Consider the following 15,853-nt stretch of genomic DNA (forward strand, 5'->3'; position numbering starts at 1 on the left):
CCCGATCATCGTTCAGAGGTGGTTCGTGGGGCACATCGATGTGAGCGACCTGGCCTATGCGCTGCCCGATGGACGGCCCTTGCTGCGCGAGGTGTCCTTCCGTGTGGGGCAGGGCGCGAAGGCGGCCCTGGTCGGACCGAACGGCGGCGGCAAGACGACCCTGCTCAGGCTCATCGCCGGGGAATTGGCCCCTTCCGCGGGGAAGGTCGCCAACACGGGCGGCCTCGGTGTGATGCGCCAGTTCACTGCGGAGGACCGCACCGTCCGCGACCTCCTCCTGTCGGTCGCACCGCCGCGGATCCGGGGGGCGACCGGCGCGCTCGCACGCGCCGAAGCCGCGCTGACCGACGCCCCAGAGACCCAGATCGCCTACGCCCAGGCCATCAGCGACTTCACCGAGGCCGGCGGCTACGACCTGGAAGTCGTCTGGGACGCCTGCACGACCCTGGCCCTCGGCCTGCCGTACGAAAGCGTCCGCGACCGGCCCGCGGGCACCCTGTCCGGCGGCGAGCAGAAACGGCTCATGCTGGAGACGCTGCTCCGCGGACCCGATGAGGTCCTGCTGCTCGACGAGCCGGACAACTACCTGGACATCCCCGGCAAGCAATGGCTGGAGGAACGGCTGCGAGCCACCACCAAGACCGTGCTGCTGGTCTCCCACGACCGCCGCCTGCTCGCCGGGGCCGCCGACCGGATCATCACCGTCGAGTCCGGCACCGTCTGGGTGCACGGCGGCGGTTTCGCCACCTACCCGGCCGCGCGCCGCGACCGCGCCGCCCGCATGGACGAACTGCGCCGCCGCTGGGACGAGGAGCATGCCCGGCTGCGCCGCTCGGTCCACGCCCTGCGCCAGCGCGCCGCCGCGAACGACGCCGTCGCCTCGACCTACCAGGCCGCCCGCAGCCGCCTGGCCCGCTTCGAGGAGGCGGGGCCGCCGGAGCCGCCGCCGCGCGAGCAGAACATCCGGGTCCGCCTGCGCGGCGGACGCACCGGGAAACGCGCCGTGGTCTGCGAAGGACTCGCGGTCGCCGACCTGACCGAGCCGTTCGACCTGGAGGTCTGGTACGGCGAGCGCGTCGCCGTCCTCGGCGCGAACGGGTCGGGCAAGTCACAGTTCCTCAAGCTGCTCGCCGACCCGTCCTCAGTCCCCCATCAGGGCACGGCGAGGCTGGGCGCCCGCGTCGCTCCCGGCCACTTCGTCCAGACCCACACGCGCCCCGACCTGCGTGACCGCGGCCCTGCCGAAATCATCACGACCGACTTCGGGACGACCCTGAACGACGCCATGCGCGCACTGGCCCGATACGAACTCGCCCCCACGCGACGCCAGCCCTTCCAGACCCTGTCCGGCGGTCAGCAGGCACGCCTGCAGATCCTGCTGCTGGAGCTGTCCGGCTGCACCCTCCTTCTGCTGGACGAGCCGACCGACAACCTCGACCTCGCCAGCGCCCAAGCTCTGCAGGACGGCCTGACCGCCTACCAGGGCACCGTCCTGGCCGTGACGCACGACCGCTGGTTCGCCCAAGACTTCGACCGCTACCTGGTCTTCGAGCCGGACGGAAATGTCCACCACCGTGCCACTCCGACATGGGAGCCAATGAACCGGACGCATGAGACAGAACAAGCCTGAAGCCCGCTCTGACCACCCCGCCGCCGCTGCCCGCCTGAGGTGACTTCTCGGCGTTGTTCCGTTTCGGGATCCCGGTTGCCCGTGTTCGGGGATCGAAGCTGGTCAGCGCAGGACGGCCGCCAGTAGGTCGGCTCCCAGGGCGGTCAGGTCGGTCAAATTGGCGGTGTAGCGGACGTAACGGCCCTGCCGTCGGGCCGTGAGCAGACCTGCGCGGCGCAGGACGGCGAGGTGGCGGGAAACCTCCGGGGGCGAGAGTCCCCAAGCGTGGGCCAGCTCACCGGTGGTGTGCGGGCCTCGGGCCAGGGTGCGCAGCAGCCGCAGCCGGACCGGATGGGCGAGCGCCTCCAGACGCAGCGTGACCGTTTCCAGCGATACCGGTTCCGATGGACTCGCCTCGGCGACGGGGTACTGCACCACCGGCTGCCATCCGGGCGCGTAGACCGCCACCAGGTGCGGGCGGCCGAAAACGCTGGGGAGGAAGGTGACCCCGGTGCCGCGGGCGGTGGTCGCGCTGTCCTGCAGCTTGTCCACGATGATGTGGTCGCCGTCCGGCGCCAGGGTCACGGCGCTGGAGACCGACGCCAGCGCCGCCCCGATGCCCTGCTGCTTCAGCAGGTCGTTCTTCAGACGCAGGTCGGTGGCCAGTCGCACGGCGACGTCCGTCCAGGCCAGGTCGAAGAAGGCCTCGGCGCACTGTTCGAGGGTGCCGCGCACCCGGGTTCGCACGCCGGCCGGGTCCGCGAGCAACCGTTCCGCGAACGCCTCCTGGAGCGCGCCGCGGGCCTGGGCAAGGTCCAGGGCCCGATCGCGCGCCGCCGCGTCGGCGAGCGGCGACGGTGCGGCGAAGTGGACCCGGTTGCTGCCGCACGTGGTGATGAGCGCGGCGGTCACATAGGTTTCGTCATCGATCCGGTCCACCTCGTCCAACTCCTCGGCGAGGGTCGGCCGGGGACGAGCGGGCACCAGGAAGTCCGCCCGTGAGGAACGCCAGAGGAACTCCGCCTCCCTGAGCCGCTCGGCCAGCTCCGGTCGCAGCCCGGCCCAGACGCCTCCGGCCCAGCCGGCGAGCTGCGGGTGATGCCCGGGTTCGGCCAGCACGTGCAGCATCGCGGTCAGCTCCGCCAGCGGGGAGGCGGCGAACCGCAGTCCCCCGGACGGCAGGCCGCCGATGTCGATCCTCAACGTCATCCCCACATCCTCGCTGGTTGGATGGCCGACGACCGTCCCGGTTGACGGTATTCGTCAACCGGCATGGGTGGGCCGGGCGGCCGAACGCACCGTGGACGCCATGGCGACCACCACCAAGATCCATGCGCGCGCCCTCCTCCGCGCCTCCGGAGGCCCCCGCTATGCCATCGCCCTGGCCGTGGACGCGCTCGGCACCGGCTTGCTACGGCCCTTCCTGCTGCTCTACGGGGTGATGGTGCTGAGGCTGTCCGCGTCGGCCACCGGCATCGCCATGACGGCCGGCATCGTCGTGGGTCTGGTGTGCATGCCCGCTGTCGGCCGTTGGCTGGACCGGGGCGCACGCAGCACGGTCGTGGCGGCGTCGATGCTGGTGCGGGTGCTGGGCGTGGCGCTGCTGCTGGCCGCCCCCGCAGGGCACGTCTGGCTGTTCGCGACGGCGGCGCTCTTCCTCGGCATCGGCAACCAGGCATGGCCTGCCGCCCACGCCGCCCTCGTGGCCACGGTCGCCCACGGCCGCGAACGCGACGCCGCTCTCGCGGGAGGCCGCGCCCTGCGCAACGCCGGCCTGGGCGCGGGCGCCCTCCTCGCCACCGCATGCCTTACGGGCGGCACCACAGCGCTGCAGGCGCTGGCCGCCGTCACCGGGCTCGCCTATCTCGCCGCGGCGGCCTTGGCATGGTCGGTCCGCCTGCGTGCGCATCCGGCCGCTGTTCCGTCCCAAGGCGGGGCCAGCGGGCCCGCACCTCGGATGCGTGCGTTGCTGGCCGCCAACGTGGTCTACGTCTTCTGTCTCAACGTCCCCGAAATCGCGGTGCCTCTGGTCCTGGTGACCCAGTTGCACGCATCCCCGCTGTGGTCGGCGGCCATCTTCGTGGCGAACACGGTGCTGGTGGTCATCCTGCAGGTCCCGGTCACCGTCCTGATGTCCCGCTTCTCCCGCCGGGCCGTGCTGACTCTGGCCGGCGTGGTGCTCGCCGCGTCCTACCTCGGTTTCCTGGCGGCCACGTCGCCGGAACACCGCTGGAGCGCCCCGGCCGTCGCCGCGGTCTCCGTGGTCTGCGCCATCGGCGAGATCATCTACGCCGGCAGCGCCACCGCGCTCGTCACCGCCCTCGCCCCGTCCCCCGTCCTCGGACGCGCCCTCTCCCGCTTCCAGCTCTCCACCGGCTTCGGCCTCGCCGTCTCCCCGGCTGTCATGACCTCTCTCGCCTCCCACGGCCCTGTCGCCCTCTGGGGCAGCCTCGCCGCTTCGACGCTCCTGTCCGCCTCGGCCGTCGCCACCGAGAAAGATCAGGGAACACGGCTCAGCGGTAGCCGCCACCCGGCGAGAACGGGCTCGTGAACTCGGCAGCCGCCTCGGGCCGCTTGAACAGCAACGAACGTTCACCGGCGGGAGCCTCGCCCGTGGCCCCGCGTCTCGTACGCTGGCCGACCATGGCGATCTTCCTCGTCGGTGACCCTACGCCTCCGCCCGAGGGGTGGATCGAGGGGCTCTCAACATAATCCCCCGCGTTGCCGACAGCACGCGCGATGACGCGGTCGATTGTCCAGGCATCGAGGGCGACGCGGTTGTCGTGGGTCGTATTCGCGCCCGCGGAAACGGCGCCGACGGCGTTGCCATGGTGAGGTGCGTGAGGTTTGCGTGGGATCGCGTGAATCGAGCGGCCGTGTGGCGCCGCGCCGATAGTGGCGCCGGGTCGTCGGGCGGCGCCGCCGGCGGCGGTCCTGCTCGGCGGCGGCCCGACATCAGTCCTGGTAAAGGGTTCCATCGGCAACTGATGCGTCGTGGCCGCGGGCGTGCATCATGTCCTGCTCGGCCTTGGGGATGGTGGTTTCGAAGTCGAGCAGTTTGGCCCAGGTGGGCGTGATCGTGATGACCGCCATCTGGTCGTACAGCGCGTGCACGCCGGCCTTCCAGTCGGGCCATTGGTCGTCCGACATCCGCCTCCTGGATGCCCGGAGGAAGACGTCCGGGACGCCGGCGACGACGTCGACCTGCGCGGTGCCGCGCAGCAGCAGCACCTTCGGCGGGAAGTCCTCGCTGTCGATGGTCAGCGCGACGTCGGGGGTCGCCCGCAGAGCCTTGGTCTTCGCCGAGCTGACAGCGCTGGCGACCGTGATGCGGGCGCCGTCCCAGTCGTAGCCCAACGGCACGACCCGCGGGGTGCGGTCGAGACCGGTGTAGGCGAGCCGGGCGGGGATGCGCGAGGCCAGCAACTCCCGCGCGTACGGCCTGTTCATGACCTCGGTGATGTCCTCGGTGCTCATGGCTGCGGTCATGGTCGTCCGCCTTTCCTGCGTCGCGGCGCCCTGCCTGACGTGTGGGCGCGATTGTTCAGCGTCGCCACGTGCGTGGCGACGTGCTGGTCGTTGAGAAGGGTCAGCCGTTCTGGCTGCGCTGGATCGCTTCGGCGATCTGCTTGATGCGCTGCAGGCGGGCGTCCCAGGCGGCCCCGACCGACGACAGTTGAGCAACGGCGCGGGCGAGCTGGGTCTGGTCGACCTGGTAACGGCGCTCGCGTCCGGACGGGGTGGCATGAACCAGCCCGACCCGTTCGAGAACACCGAGATGCTTGGCGACGGCCTGCCGGGTGACCGGCAACTGCTGGCTCAGTCTGGTCGCGGTGCCGCCGCCCTGGGCCAGCAGCAGGTCCAGCATCCGACGCCGGGTCGGGTCTCCCACCGCCGACCACAGGTCGTCGTCGACGGGTCCGCTCACGGCTTCGACACCGTCCGGACAGCGTAGGCGACCAGGCGCGGCAGGAAGTGGTCCCATCCGGCGGCATGCTGGCCGTACTGGGCCACCAGCACCTCCTCCTGCCAGTCCCTGTCGCGGAATCCGGTCTCGGTGAAGCGCAACAGCGTCCCCGTCCCCGAGGGGACCAGCTCGAAGGTCACCAGCAGCGAGTCGACCGACTCCGCGATCTCCCCCTGGTCGTAGGCCCACCGGAAGGAGAACCGCCTGGGCGGGTCGGCCTCCATCACCGTCAGCGGCACGACCTTGGCATCCGGTGCGTTCGGGTCGCCGAACGAGACGACCCCGCGGGCGCCGGGCACCGCCTCGATCTCCGCCTCGTCCGGCCACCACTCCCGCAGGTGCTCGGGCTTGCTGATGACCTGGTAGACCACCTCGGGCGTGGCCTCGATGTGGAGTTCCCGCTCGATGCTGTCGTAACCCATGCCGTCCATCCATTCGCAACCTTTGGTTGCGCTTACGTTACGGCACCCGGTCCCAATGCGCAACCTTTGGTTGCCCTCAGGTGTTCGCCTCGCCCCCGCCGACTAGGTCGACGCGGCGGAGTCGGCCTGGGATCGGTGGGGGTGGCCGGAGGGACCACGGAGGTTGAGCGCGGCGAGCAGGGTGAGGACGATCCCTCCGGCGATGACGAGAACGGCGGTGCGTATGCCTTCGGCGGTGGCGACGCGCAGTTCTTCACCGCTGAGCCCCTCGGTACCGGCGTTCGCGACGAGAACAAGTGCGGCGAGGCCGACGACGGCGCCGACTCCGGAACTGGTGGAGGCCATGCCGGAGGCGACCCCCTGCCGGTGGTCGGCCACCCCCGTGCCGGCGGCGATGAACATCAGGGTGAACACGACACCGTCCCCCAGGCTGACCGCGACGAGACCCGGCACGAGCGCGGCATAGGAGCCGTCGGCCGACAGGGCCAGGCCGACGCCGACCGCCCCGGCCGCACCGATCGCGAGCGCGGCGACGAGAGTGCGCCTCAGCCCGAAGCGCGTCACCGTCTGACCGGCGAGCGTCGAGCCCGCCACCACCACCGCGGTGGGGAGCAGGAAGGCCGCGCCGGTCTGCAGAGGGTCATAGCCGCGGACGTCCTGGAAGTAGATGGACAGGAAGTACAGGAGGGCTCCGAATGTCGCCGTGAACATGAAAGCGACTACCAGCGCCACGGCCAGAACGCGGTTGGTGAGAAGCTTCACGGGGACAAGGGGGTCGGGACTGCGCCGCTCGACGACGGCGAACACCGCGAACAGCAGGAGCCCCGCGGCCGCCATACCGAGGGTCCAGGGCGAGTCCCAGCCGAGAGCCGGTCCCTGGACCAGGGAGAAGAGCAGCAGCGTGACCGCGCCGGTGGAGGTCAGAGCACCCGGCAGATCGAACACCCGTCCCGCCGTCCGCGACCCGTCCGGCGCGAGGAGCCGAAAGGCCGCGATGAGCGCTCCTCCCGCCAGGGGGACGTTGACGAAGAAGACCGATTCCCACCCGAGCATGCGGGTGAGCGCGCCGCCGAGCAGCACACCGATCACCAGCCCGGCCGCGCCGGAGCCACCCCAGACACCCAGCGCTCGGTTGCGGTCGCGCCCCTCCGCGAAGGCGGTGTTGATGATCGCCAGCGTGCTGGGGAAGACCAGTGCCCCGCCGAGCCCTTGAACCGCTCGCGCCGCCAGCTGCGGCGCCGGTCCGGTCGCGAGCCCGCCGGCCAGCGAGGCCACCGCGTACAGCGCGAGCCCGGTGACCAGCATCCGGCGCCTGCCGAGCAGGTCGGCGGCGCGCCCGCCCAGCAGCAGGAATCCGCTGGAGGCGACGGCGTACGCGCTGACCACCAACTGCAGGGTCCGCGCCGAGTATCCGAGCTCGCGGCCGATGTCCGGCAGCGCGACGACGACGATGTACTGATCGAGAGAAACGATCAGCATCGCGAACGACAGCAAGATCAGCGCAGCCGTCTTGGAGCGACCAGGACGACGAGCGTCCGCGTCGTGGACTTGTGGTCGATCACAGGTGTCGTGCATGGCGTCACTCCGGTGTTCCGGTCTGGTCGCCCACGCTCATGAGGAGAGTCGAGGTGCGGGTCGATCTCTTGTACTGTACGGAACAGTTCAGTTGAACTCAACCGTACAGTTCATGTTCCGGTAGGCTGGACGTCGACGACGAAGGAGCGGACGATGCCGGCACCCATTCAGCGCAGCGAGTCTCCGCGCGTTCTCGCCGGCGACCGGGCGGCGCGCAAGCGACAGGTGATCATTCAGGCGGCCAGGTCGGCGTTCGTCCGGGACGGGTTCGACGCGGCGATGGACGCCATCGCCGCCGAGGCGGGTGTTTCCAAGGTCACCGTTTACAACCACTACGGCAGCAAGGAGACCCTTTTCGTCGCGGTCATCGGCGACGCTCTGCAAGACGCTCTCGCCGACGCCATCTCGGGTACCGCGCAGCGGCTGGAAGAGTCCGACGACCTGCGGGCCGCGCTCAAATGGACCGCCCATGCCTGGGTGGACAGCATGACCTCCCCCGACATGGTGGCCCTGCGCCGCCTCGTCGCCGGCGAGGTCCGCCGATTCCCGGAACTCGGCGCGGCTTGGCGCCACCACGGCCCCGACCGCGCCCGCCCCGCCTTGGAGGCGGAGTTCAACCGCCTCATAACCGCCGGCCGGCTGACCATGCCGGACATGGAGACCGCCATCCTCCAGCTCTACGCGCTCGTGCTCTATCCGCACCTGGTCCACGGCACCTATGGGACGACGCTCGACCCGAACACGACCGATCGACTGATCGATTCCGGAGTTGACATGTTCCTGGCGTACTACGCCTACCGCGACGCCCCCGCCTGAGCACCTCGACCACCTCTCGCCGGCGATACGCCCCATGTCGCCGTGACCGGAATGTGACGGTCCGTAGGCATGATCGGACGTCCGGCATGATCGGACGATCTGCGGAATCGGGTGAGCGGGAGGAAACCTTGGGACGCGCGAAGACCACCGGCTCCGGATGGGTCGGCCCGGTGCTGCCCCTTCTCGCCTTGGTCCTCGGAGGCTCGCTCGGCATCGCGGCCGGCGCCTGGCTGGAGATCGAGGACGTCTTCGGGCCACCCGCCGTGGGCGTCCTGGCCGGGGAGGTCGCCGCCGCGGCGGTGGTGTTCCTCGTCGGCTTCCGCAAGAACAGCTCGCGGACGCCCGAGGGCAGGGTGTGGACGAGGGAGCACAGCTACGGCGGCCACGGCGTCCAGTGGCTCGGCGTCACCGTCGCCCTCGCCATCGCGACGGTCCCCTTCTCCATCACCTTCGAGAAGCTGACCGCACCCGGGCTGAACTGGGCGGGCCTCGTAGCGGCGATGGCGGTGACGGCCGGCGTCAGCCGCCTGATCTACGTGAAGACCTGCGCACCCGTCATCGACGCATAAGAAGCCGCGGCCCCAGCGCGCCCGCGCCTCAACGCCGGGAGCAAGCCCGAGGCCGACTACATGGCCTACGCGGTGTCGATGGGCCTGTCCTACTGAGCCCAGCCCCTGTCCGGGGGAGCCACTTCACCATCGCGGGTGATCTGCGGTGTTCGCAGGCCAGGCAACCTGACGCACATGGCGATCAAGCTGATTCACAAGGTTCCGGCCGTCAGCGACACCGAACGGCCGGCCCCTCGCTGGGCTCTGCGGCTGGCCTACGCGCTGCCGTTGCTGTTGCTGCCGTCGTGCCTGTGGCGGTTGCCGTTCGCGTTCCACTTCCCGATGGGACAGGTCCAGGACATCGGCATGCCCCACCTGGCGATCTCCATCCCGTACGTGTTCGGGCTCAGCGTCCTGACCGAGGTCGCGGCGCTGGCGGCGATCGGCCTGGTCAGTCGGTGGGGTGAGGTGCTCCCGGAGTGGGTCCCGACCGTCGGTGGCAGGCGCTGGCCATGACCGCCATCGCCCCGATCGGTGCATGGGGTCCGATCTTGCTCGCTCTGACCGCCGCCACCACCTGCGCCGCCGCCGGCCCGCCGTCTCCTCAGAAATGTGACCGGAGAACCGGGGGAAGAGCAAGGCGTCCGTGGAGCCGGGGGAACCAAGACCCACCATCGATCAAGGGCGTTGCCCAAACTCATCGACGAACGTTGCCGCTACACGCGGACGAAGCCATGCGAACGACGAGTGGCGTTAGCGGCGGGGCGCGGCGGCCAGGCAGCTCATGATCAGGTCCGTTAGCGCGTCGGTTGCGTCGGTGACGGTTGTGCGCCCGTGGTTGAGTTCGGCGGCGATCGCCTCGGCGGCGCCCAGTGCACCTGCGCAGCGTAGCCGGAGCGCCTGAGCGTCGAGGCCGGAGTGCGGGGCCAGCGCGTCGGCCATCAGGTCGGTGTAGTCATCGAGAAGTTCGTGCTGGACCGCTTCCATCTCCCGGCTCCCCTTCAACGCCGCCGAGATCGCGTTGAGCTCCGGCATGGCCGTGGCGCAGGTGAGGTAGGCCTGGCTCATCAGCCCTGCGACCCCGCGTGCGTCAGGCCCTGCTTCCGTCAGTGCCTGCGTCAGCGCGGCCCGGTGTTGCTCGTCGAGCCGCCGGTAGAGCGCGACGAGAAGCCCCTGACGGGTGCCGAAGTGGTCGTACACGATCGGCCGGCTCACCTCGGCGGCCTCAGCGAGCGTGACCAGGGTCAGGCCGTCTGCCCCACGGTCGCGGACCATCGCCGTCGCCGAATCGAGCAGTTGCTCCCGCCTGGCCTGTTTGGACAGGCGGGTCGTGGATGCCTTCATCGTCCTCCCTTGCGTCACGACGCCAGCTTAAGCTACAAAGTGTAGGCTACAAAATGTAGCTTGATGCGAGTGAGAGGACTTCCGCAGATGAAGCAGCCGGTTTTGATCATGGGCGGATCGGGCCAGGCGGGTTCGGACACCGCTGCCGTCCTACGGGAGTGGCATCCGGACCTGCCCCTGGCCATCGCGGGCCGCAACCTCGACCGCGCCCGGAAGGTCGCCGACAGGCTCGGCGATGCCACCGCCGTCACCCTCGACCTTCAACGTCCCGACCTCGGCCTCCCCGCCGAACAGAGCTTCTCCGCCGTGGTCGCGGCAGTGCGTGACTCCCGCCTGCACGGGCTCGGCTACGCCCAGGAGCGCGGCCTGCCCTACCTCAGCATCTCCAGCGGCCTGGTCGACATCGCCCCGGAGGTCGTCGCCGGCGCCCAGCGGGCGAGTGCCGCACCGGTGCTGCTGGCCAGCCACTATCTGGCCGGCCTGATCGTCCTCGTGGCCCTGGACCTGGCCCGGGATTTCGGGCGGCTCGACGCCATCCGGATCGCCGCCGTACTCGACGAGCAGGACGCCGGCGGACCGGCAGCGCTCGACGACCTGGAGCGCCTGGCCGCTGTCACCTCCGCCGGCCTGGTGCGCCGGGACGGGGCCTTCACCTGGGTCTCCGGGGACGAGGCGGAGGTGGGTGTGCCCAGCATCGACGGTGTCGTGCTGCCCGGCCGGCGGATCGCCATCCTCGACGTCCCGAGTCTCGCCCTGGCCACCGGGGCGAGTGAGGTCCACTTCGACTTCGCCGTCGGCGCTTCGGCCAGCCGGAGACGCGGCGAGCCCGCTTCCACCGAGGTCCTCATCGACCTGGAGGGAACGGGCCCGTCCGGCGCCCCTCTCCGCACCCGCCGCCACCTCTTCCACCCCGCCGGCCAGCGCCCCCTCACGGCCCTCGGCATCGCCCTCGGCGTCGAGCGGCTCCTCGGCCTGCGCGGCGAACCCGTCGGCCCGGGCCTGCACACCCCCGAAGCCCTGCTCGACCCGGCCCTCACCGTCGAGCGGATGACGGCCATCGGAACCACTTTCGCCACCATCTGACGCTCTGTGGGTGGAGTTGCGGATTGCGGATATCGGCCACCGATCAGGACGAGGCCGCAAATAGTCCGAGCAACTCGTCGTCGATCTCCTCCTCGAAGGCGCGCTCCATCCACCGGCGCGCCGAGAACATGTACTCAGCGGCACCGCACGGAGAACAGGGCCGGGTGGGCTTGACGCCGCAGCGCGTCCTGACGAGGTGGTGGGTCACAGTTAGGCTCTGGCGTTCGGTCTGATCTCGTGGAGGGTGCGTGTCTGTCATCGGTTCCGCCGTGCGTCGTGGTGGTCTGGTGGTGGGTGCGGCCGTGCTCGGATTCGCGTTCGCCGCGGCCGGTTACCTGTGGTGGGGGACGACCGCTGCGGCGCTGATCGCCGTGTCCGGGATGATCGGCGTGGTGATGGCACTGGGTTGGCTGTACCGCACCCGGCGGCCGATGCCGTTCCGCGGCGTGCCGCTGACCCTCGGCGTCCTGGCGGCGTTCGTTGTCTACATCGTCGGTGTCGTGGCTGCGCGCGACATCGCGATGACGCTGGTCGGCGTCGACGCCGAGGCAGTCGTGGAGCGGACCTGGACGACGCAGAGCCGCGGCTCCGAGAGCCACCACTGCACGCTGCACCGGACCGGTGGGGCGCGGATCCCGCGTGAACTCGCGACCAGCTGTGAAGGGTACGGGCGCGGCGACATCATGCCGGTCGTCCTGGATCCGCGAGGACGTTTCGCGCCCGTCGGCGGTCCCAAGTCGGACCTCCCAGCAGTAGGAGAGAGCCAGGTGGTGGCGGCCGCCGGGCTCGTGCTGCTGGTATCGATCGCGATCGGGTCCGTGCCCGAACGACCAACTCGCGCCAGGTCGTCGAGACACTCCCGCGCGTAGCCCCGTTCGGGCAGTCGATACCTCGGCCAGAGCCATTGGCGCTCAGGTACCGGGGCAGGTCTAGGCGAACGTGAGCGGTGGACGCGGCTCCGGTACGGGGGCCAGCCAGTGGGTCAGCCACTCCCCCGCCGCTGCCAGAAGGAGTCCGGACCAGGCTTTGACTTCCGATCGAGGCCGGTGACCATGCCGATCACGGCGTCGAAGGAGTGCCGGCACAGGGTTTGCGCCGGGCACGATGCCGACTTCCTCGATCAGCGCACGTCTTATGGCAGTGCGGAAGTGCCGTGGAGGAGTCTTGGCGTGTTCCGGGTAGGTAGTGGGCATGACCAGGCTGGACTACTCGGCAGTGTTCGACGCGGTTCCCGCTGGGTGTGCGGTGCTGTCGTCCGACCTGGTGTACCTGGCGGTGAACCGGGCGTATGAGCATGTCGTGGAACGCCCTAGGGGACGGCTGCTCGGGCATCAGATCTTTGACGTCTTTCCGGGTGGTCCGTCCGGGCAGGGCGTGCAGGAGTTGCGTGCCTCACTGGAGCGTGTGCTGGCCGAAGGCGACGTCGATGTCATGCCACTGGTGCGCTACGACGTACAGGTGGCCGGGAGGCCGGGTCTCTTCGAGGAACGGTATTGGACTGCCGTGAACGCGCCCCTGCTGGGCCCGGACGGCCGGGTCGCCTGCGTGGTCAACCGGGTCGAAGAGGTCACTTCCTACATCCAGCGGCTGCGGTCAGCTGGGGCGGCCGACGAGCGGTCCCTGGCCGACCAGGTGGAGGCGGCCGAAGCCGAACTGTTCCTGCGGGCGCAGGAGCTCCAGGAGGCCAACCGGCGGCTGCGCAGGGCACGGCTGCGTGAGCGGCAGGCCACCGCCGCGGCCCGCGCGGCGCTGCGCCAGCAGCAGCAGGTGGTGGCCGACACCTCCCATGACCTGCGCCGTCCGCTTACCGGCCTGCAGACCAGACTGCAGGTGGCCCTGTCCGACCCCCAGGCCGACTCGCGGCAGGTCCTGCACGCGGCGCTGCAGGACGCCGAACGGCTTGGTGACATCGTCAGCGACCTGCTCGAACTGGCGCGGCTCGAAGGCAACACTCCCTTCTCCACCGAAACGGTCGACCTGTCGGCGCTGGTGGCCGCCGAACTCGCGCGCGCCGACCTGGCCTGCGACACCACCGTCGACATCACCCCCGGCATCGTGGTCGAAGCCTCCGCGGTCCGCCTGGCACGGCTGCTGTCGAACCTGCTGACCAACGCCGACCGGCACGCCATCAGCATGATCCACGTCAAGGTCTACCAACGCGACGAACAGGCGTACATCGAGGTCATCGACGACGGGGCCGGAATACCCGCCAGCGAGCGGGAAGCGGTCTTCCATCGCTTCTACCGCCGCGCCGACGCCCGCCGCAGGGACCCTGAAGGCACCGGCCTGGGCCTGCCCATCGCCCGCCAGATCGCCCGCGCCCACCACGGCGACCTTCATATAGCCGACCACACCAGCGGAACGCGCATGATCCTTCGCCTGCCATGCGCCTCTGCATGACAAGCCGACCTCGCCTCCGAGCCGGGGACGAACCAACAGTCGGCGCGGGCAGTGCTCGCGCTCCGCGCCACTCCCAGAAGTGGTGAGCAACGCACGAACAACCGATGTCTCGAATTGACGGGCAGCTCACCCGAGAAGCGCCGCAGACGCACCTCAGTCATCTAGAACACAAGCCCCACGATTTACCGGGATCGCTTGCCCGGACCGCGGGGGGTGTGGGTGGGAGCGGGTGGCCTGCCGGCTCAGTCCTCGTCCTCCCACTGGGCCAGCCGGATGTCGCGGGCATCGCTGAAATGCTGGGCGCAGAGGTCGCCCGCCCGTTCCTGGTCCCGCGCCTCGATGGCACGCACGATCGCGCGATGCTGTTCGATCGTCGCTTCCCGCCGGTTCGGATACGTCAGCGTCGTATTGGGGAAGCGGCCCAGATGCAGGTCGAGGCGTTCAAGCAGGTCGAGCAGCGCGAGCTGGTGAGTGCATCGCCAGACGGCCTTGTGGAACTCCCTATTCGTCTCGACCATTCCGCGCGGATTGTCGACGTCGACGACCTCGTAGTGCTTGGCGGCTTTCCGCAGTGTCAGAAGATCGTGCGTCGTGCGCCGGCCGGCGGCCGCCCGCCCCGCCTCGCGTTCCAGGAGGATCCGCACCTCGTAGAGATCCAGGATCTCGTCCGGGCTGTGGTCGCGAACCGTCAGGCCTCCGCTGTCCCGCACGACCAGCCCGTCCTGCTCGAGACGCAGGAGCGCCTCCCGGACGGGGGTGCGGCTGACCTCGTACATGGCTGCGAGCGTGCTCTCGACCAGGTACCGGCCCGGCTCCAGGTCGCCGAGATAGATCGACTGCTTGAGCTGCTCGTAGAGAGCGTGGCGCCGGTTCTCGGGGAGGGCCGCGACCGATCGGCTCGGTCCGGCCGGTGCAGGCTTCATGCCACTCCTTAGTCGTTGACGGTGCCGATGTGAGGCCAGTGCGCAGCCGCATACAATCTAGCCGCATCTTTGTGAGGCTGTCGACGCGCCCTACGCTCTGGTGGTTCACGGTCGACCGCTACACGGGACACCGCGCAAGAGTGAGGCGAATAAATGCCCTCTACGGCACAGCTTCGGATCGCTCGTAAGCCACTGTATACAATTGAGCGGTGACCGGCGATCGGTTAGGCATGCGCGGTCTCGGGCGGGAACGTCTCCAGCCAGAAGCGGGCGATCTCGTCGCGGCCCGCGATCCAGACGTCGTCGTTCGCGCTGAGGTGCTCGATCAGGCGCAGCAGCCCGGGCAGCCGGGCCGGACGGCCGATGATCCTGGGGTGCAGGCCGACAGACATCAGCCGGGGGCGCCGCGCGCTCTCGGCCGCGAGGGTGTCGAAGCAGTCGATCGCGTAGCGCGCGAAGTCGTCCGCGGTGAAGAACTGCCCCTTGTAGAACTTCGTGTCGTTGACGTCGAGCGAATAGGGGACGATCAGGAAGGGCCGGCCGTCCACCGCCTCGTAATAGGGAATGTCGTCACTGACCGAGCCCGCGTCATAGACGAGGCCGGCCTGGGCCAGCAGTGAGCGGGTGCGCACCGTGTTGGGCGGACGGGTGAACCAGCCCTGGACCCGCCGCCCGGTGAGGCGCTCCAGCGTCTCGACGCAGTCGACGATGTTGCGGCGCTCCTGCGCTTCGCTCAGGCCGGTGTGCGGGATCCAGCGGTAGCCGTGCCCCACCACGTCGCAGCCGCGCGCGTTGATCGCTTCGGTCACGGCGGCGTTGCGTTCCAGCGCGAGGGCCGAGGCGAACACGGTGGGAACGATCCCATGCTCGTCCAGCGTCTCCAGGAGCCGCCAGATGCCGACGCGGCTGCCGTACTCGAACGTCGACTCCGCGAACAGCTCACGCTGCCCGGCCGGAACCTCGTACCGGGCTTCGACCAGCGTCTCGTGCGCCGGATCGCCGTCCAGGACGTTGCGTTCGGCGCCCTCCTCGTAGTTGACGACGAAGTTCACGGCGAGCCGCGCGCCGTTCGGCCACGCGAAGTCGGGCGGGTTCGGGCCGTAGCCGACGAAGTCGCGTGGTGCCAGGGTGTCCATCTGTCTCCTTCAGTGGCGACGGTGCGCGCG

Annotated in this window: 16 protein-coding genes; 8 read left to right on the plus strand and 8 right to left on the minus strand. The window is 70.0% G+C overall.

The window, feature by feature from the left end; genetic code table 11:
- The first annotated feature begins 25 nt into the window (after positions 1 to 25).
- Positions 26 to 1,630: an ATP-binding cassette domain-containing protein gene (locus AB0C84_RS31785; protein WP_361073743.1), complete on the plus strand. Its 1,605-nt coding sequence runs from the start codon at positions 26 to 28 to the stop codon at positions 1,628 to 1,630.
- 102 nt (positions 1,631 to 1,732) lie between these two features.
- On the opposite strand, the gene AB0C84_RS31790 is transcribed toward AB0C84_RS31785, so the two are convergent.
- On the minus strand, positions 1,733 to 2,818 hold the full coding sequence (locus AB0C84_RS31790) for a helix-turn-helix domain-containing protein (protein WP_361073745.1): 1,086 nt from the start codon (positions 2,816 to 2,818) through the stop codon (positions 1,733 to 1,735).
- A 100-nt stretch (positions 2,819 to 2,918) separates the two neighbouring features.
- Between AB0C84_RS31790 and AB0C84_RS31795 the strand changes: the two genes are divergently transcribed.
- A complete protein-coding gene (locus tag AB0C84_RS31795) occupies positions 2,919 to 4,160 on the plus strand; it encodes an MFS transporter (protein WP_361073747.1) in 1,242 nt (413 codons plus the stop codon).
- A 404-nt stretch (positions 4,161 to 4,564) separates the two neighbouring features.
- Here the strand turns inward: AB0C84_RS31795 and AB0C84_RS31800 are convergent, their stop codons facing one another.
- From AB0C84_RS31800 to AB0C84_RS31815, 4 genes are all read right to left on the minus strand, one after another.
- Positions 4,565 to 5,098, minus strand: coding sequence for a pyridoxamine 5'-phosphate oxidase family protein (locus tag AB0C84_RS31800; RefSeq protein WP_361073749.1), 534 nt, complete (start codon positions 5,096 to 5,098; stop codon positions 4,565 to 4,567).
- 100 nt (positions 5,099 to 5,198) lie between these two features.
- Positions 5,199 to 5,537 carry a metalloregulator ArsR/SmtB family transcription factor gene (locus tag AB0C84_RS31805; RefSeq protein WP_361073751.1) on the minus strand — a complete coding sequence of 113 codons (339 nt, stop codon included), beginning with the start codon at positions 5,535 to 5,537 and terminating at the stop codon, positions 5,199 to 5,201.
- A complete protein-coding gene (locus AB0C84_RS31810) occupies positions 5,534 to 6,007 on the minus strand; it encodes an SRPBCC domain-containing protein (protein ID WP_361073753.1) in 474 nt (157 codons plus the stop codon). The genes AB0C84_RS31805 and AB0C84_RS31810 overlap by 4 nt, the downstream gene beginning before the upstream one ends.
- Before the next feature lie 93 nt (positions 6,008 to 6,100).
- Positions 6,101 to 7,477 (minus strand): MFS transporter, encoded by a 1,377-nt coding sequence (locus AB0C84_RS31815; protein ID WP_361073755.1) that lies wholly within the window; start codon positions 7,475 to 7,477, stop codon positions 6,101 to 6,103.
- A gap of 249 nt (positions 7,478 to 7,726) precedes the next feature.
- On the opposite strand from AB0C84_RS31815, the gene AB0C84_RS31820 reads away from it, so the two are divergent.
- From AB0C84_RS31820 to AB0C84_RS31830, 3 genes are all read left to right on the plus strand, one after another.
- Entirely contained in the window at positions 7,727 to 8,389 is a 663-nt protein-coding gene (locus tag AB0C84_RS31820; RefSeq protein WP_361073757.1) for a TetR/AcrR family transcriptional regulator, read from the plus strand.
- 128 nt (positions 8,390 to 8,517) lie between these two features.
- A complete protein-coding gene (locus tag AB0C84_RS31825) occupies positions 8,518 to 8,958 on the plus strand; it encodes a hypothetical protein (protein WP_361073759.1) in 441 nt (146 codons plus the stop codon).
- Between the two features lie 174 nt (positions 8,959 to 9,132).
- Positions 9,133 to 9,453: a hypothetical protein gene (locus AB0C84_RS31830; protein WP_361073761.1), complete on the plus strand. Its 321-nt coding sequence runs from the start codon at positions 9,133 to 9,135 to the stop codon at positions 9,451 to 9,453.
- A gap of 237 nt (positions 9,454 to 9,690) precedes the next feature.
- Here AB0C84_RS31830 and AB0C84_RS31835 read toward each other — a convergent pair whose 3' ends face one another.
- On the minus strand, positions 9,691 to 10,281 hold the full coding sequence (locus AB0C84_RS31835; RefSeq protein WP_361073763.1) for a TetR/AcrR family transcriptional regulator: 591 nt from the start codon (positions 10,279 to 10,281) through the stop codon (positions 9,691 to 9,693).
- An 87-nt stretch (positions 10,282 to 10,368) separates the two neighbouring features.
- Here AB0C84_RS31835 and AB0C84_RS31840 point away from each other — a divergent pair, with 87 nt between their 5' ends.
- The 3 genes from AB0C84_RS31840 to AB0C84_RS31850 all read left to right on the plus strand — a co-directional run bounded on the left by AB0C84_RS31840 (position 10,369) and on the right by AB0C84_RS31850 (position 13,764).
- Positions 10,369 to 11,364, plus strand: coding sequence for a hypothetical protein (locus tag AB0C84_RS31840; RefSeq protein ID WP_361073765.1), 996 nt, complete (start codon positions 10,369 to 10,371; stop codon positions 11,362 to 11,364).
- 248 nt (positions 11,365 to 11,612) lie between these two features.
- On the plus strand, positions 11,613 to 12,233 hold the full coding sequence (locus AB0C84_RS31845; RefSeq protein ID WP_361073767.1) for a hypothetical protein: 621 nt from the start codon (positions 11,613 to 11,615) through the stop codon (positions 12,231 to 12,233).
- A gap of 322 nt (positions 12,234 to 12,555) precedes the next feature.
- On the plus strand, positions 12,556 to 13,764 hold the full coding sequence (locus AB0C84_RS31850; RefSeq protein WP_361073769.1) for a PAS domain-containing sensor histidine kinase: 1,209 nt from the start codon (positions 12,556 to 12,558) through the stop codon (positions 13,762 to 13,764).
- A 242-nt stretch (positions 13,765 to 14,006) separates the two neighbouring features.
- On the opposite strand, the gene AB0C84_RS31855 is transcribed toward AB0C84_RS31850, so the two are convergent.
- Positions 14,007 to 14,687, minus strand: coding sequence for a GntR family transcriptional regulator (locus tag AB0C84_RS31855; protein ID WP_179842213.1), 681 nt, complete (start codon positions 14,685 to 14,687; stop codon positions 14,007 to 14,009).
- 224 nt (positions 14,688 to 14,911) lie between these two features.
- Positions 14,912 to 15,823 carry a polysaccharide deacetylase family protein gene (locus AB0C84_RS31860; protein ID WP_361073771.1) on the minus strand — a complete coding sequence of 304 codons (912 nt, stop codon included), beginning with the start codon at positions 15,821 to 15,823 and terminating at the stop codon, positions 14,912 to 14,914.
- Between the last annotated feature and the right edge of the window lie 30 nt (positions 15,824 to 15,853).

The sequence above is a fragment of the Actinomadura sp. NPDC048955 genome (assembly GCF_040649435.1).
Taxonomy (GTDB): domain Bacteria; phylum Actinomycetota; class Actinomycetes; order Streptosporangiales; family Streptosporangiaceae; genus Spirillospora; species Spirillospora luteofluorescens.

Coding starts and splice junctions, on each gene's coding strand:
- AB0C84_RS31790 (WP_361073745.1), bottom strand. CDS start 2,818: ATGACGTTGAGGATCGACATCGGCGGCCTGCCGTCCGGGGGACTGCGG.
- AB0C84_RS31795 (WP_361073747.1), top strand. CDS start 2,919: ATGGCGACCACCACCAAGATCCATGCGCGCGCCCTCCTCCGCGCCTCC.
- AB0C84_RS31800 (WP_361073749.1), bottom strand. CDS start 5,098: ATGACCGCAGCCATGAGCACCGAGGACATCACCGAGGTCATGAACAGG.
- AB0C84_RS31810 (WP_361073753.1), bottom strand. CDS start 6,007: ATGGACGGCATGGGTTACGACAGCATCGAGCGGGAACTCCACATCGAG.
- AB0C84_RS31815 (WP_361073755.1), bottom strand. CDS start 7,477: ATGCTGATCGTTTCTCTCGATCAGTACATCGTCGTCGTCGCGCTGCCG.
- AB0C84_RS31820 (WP_361073757.1), top strand. CDS start 7,727: ATGCCGGCACCCATTCAGCGCAGCGAGTCTCCGCGCGTTCTCGCCGGC.
- AB0C84_RS31830 (WP_361073761.1), top strand. CDS start 9,133: ATGGCGATCAAGCTGATTCACAAGGTTCCGGCCGTCAGCGACACCGAA.
- AB0C84_RS31835 (WP_361073763.1), bottom strand. CDS start 10,281: ATGAAGGCATCCACGACCCGCCTGTCCAAACAGGCCAGGCGGGAGCAA.
- AB0C84_RS31840 (WP_361073765.1), top strand. CDS start 10,369: ATGAAGCAGCCGGTTTTGATCATGGGCGGATCGGGCCAGGCGGGTTCG.
- AB0C84_RS31850 (WP_361073769.1), top strand. CDS start 12,556: ATGACCAGGCTGGACTACTCGGCAGTGTTCGACGCGGTTCCCGCTGGG.
- AB0C84_RS31855 (WP_179842213.1), bottom strand. CDS start 14,687: ATGAAGCCTGCACCGGCCGGACCGAGCCGATCGGTCGCGGCCCTCCCC.
- AB0C84_RS31860 (WP_361073771.1), bottom strand. CDS start 15,823: ATGGACACCCTGGCACCACGCGACTTCGTCGGCTACGGCCCGAACCCG.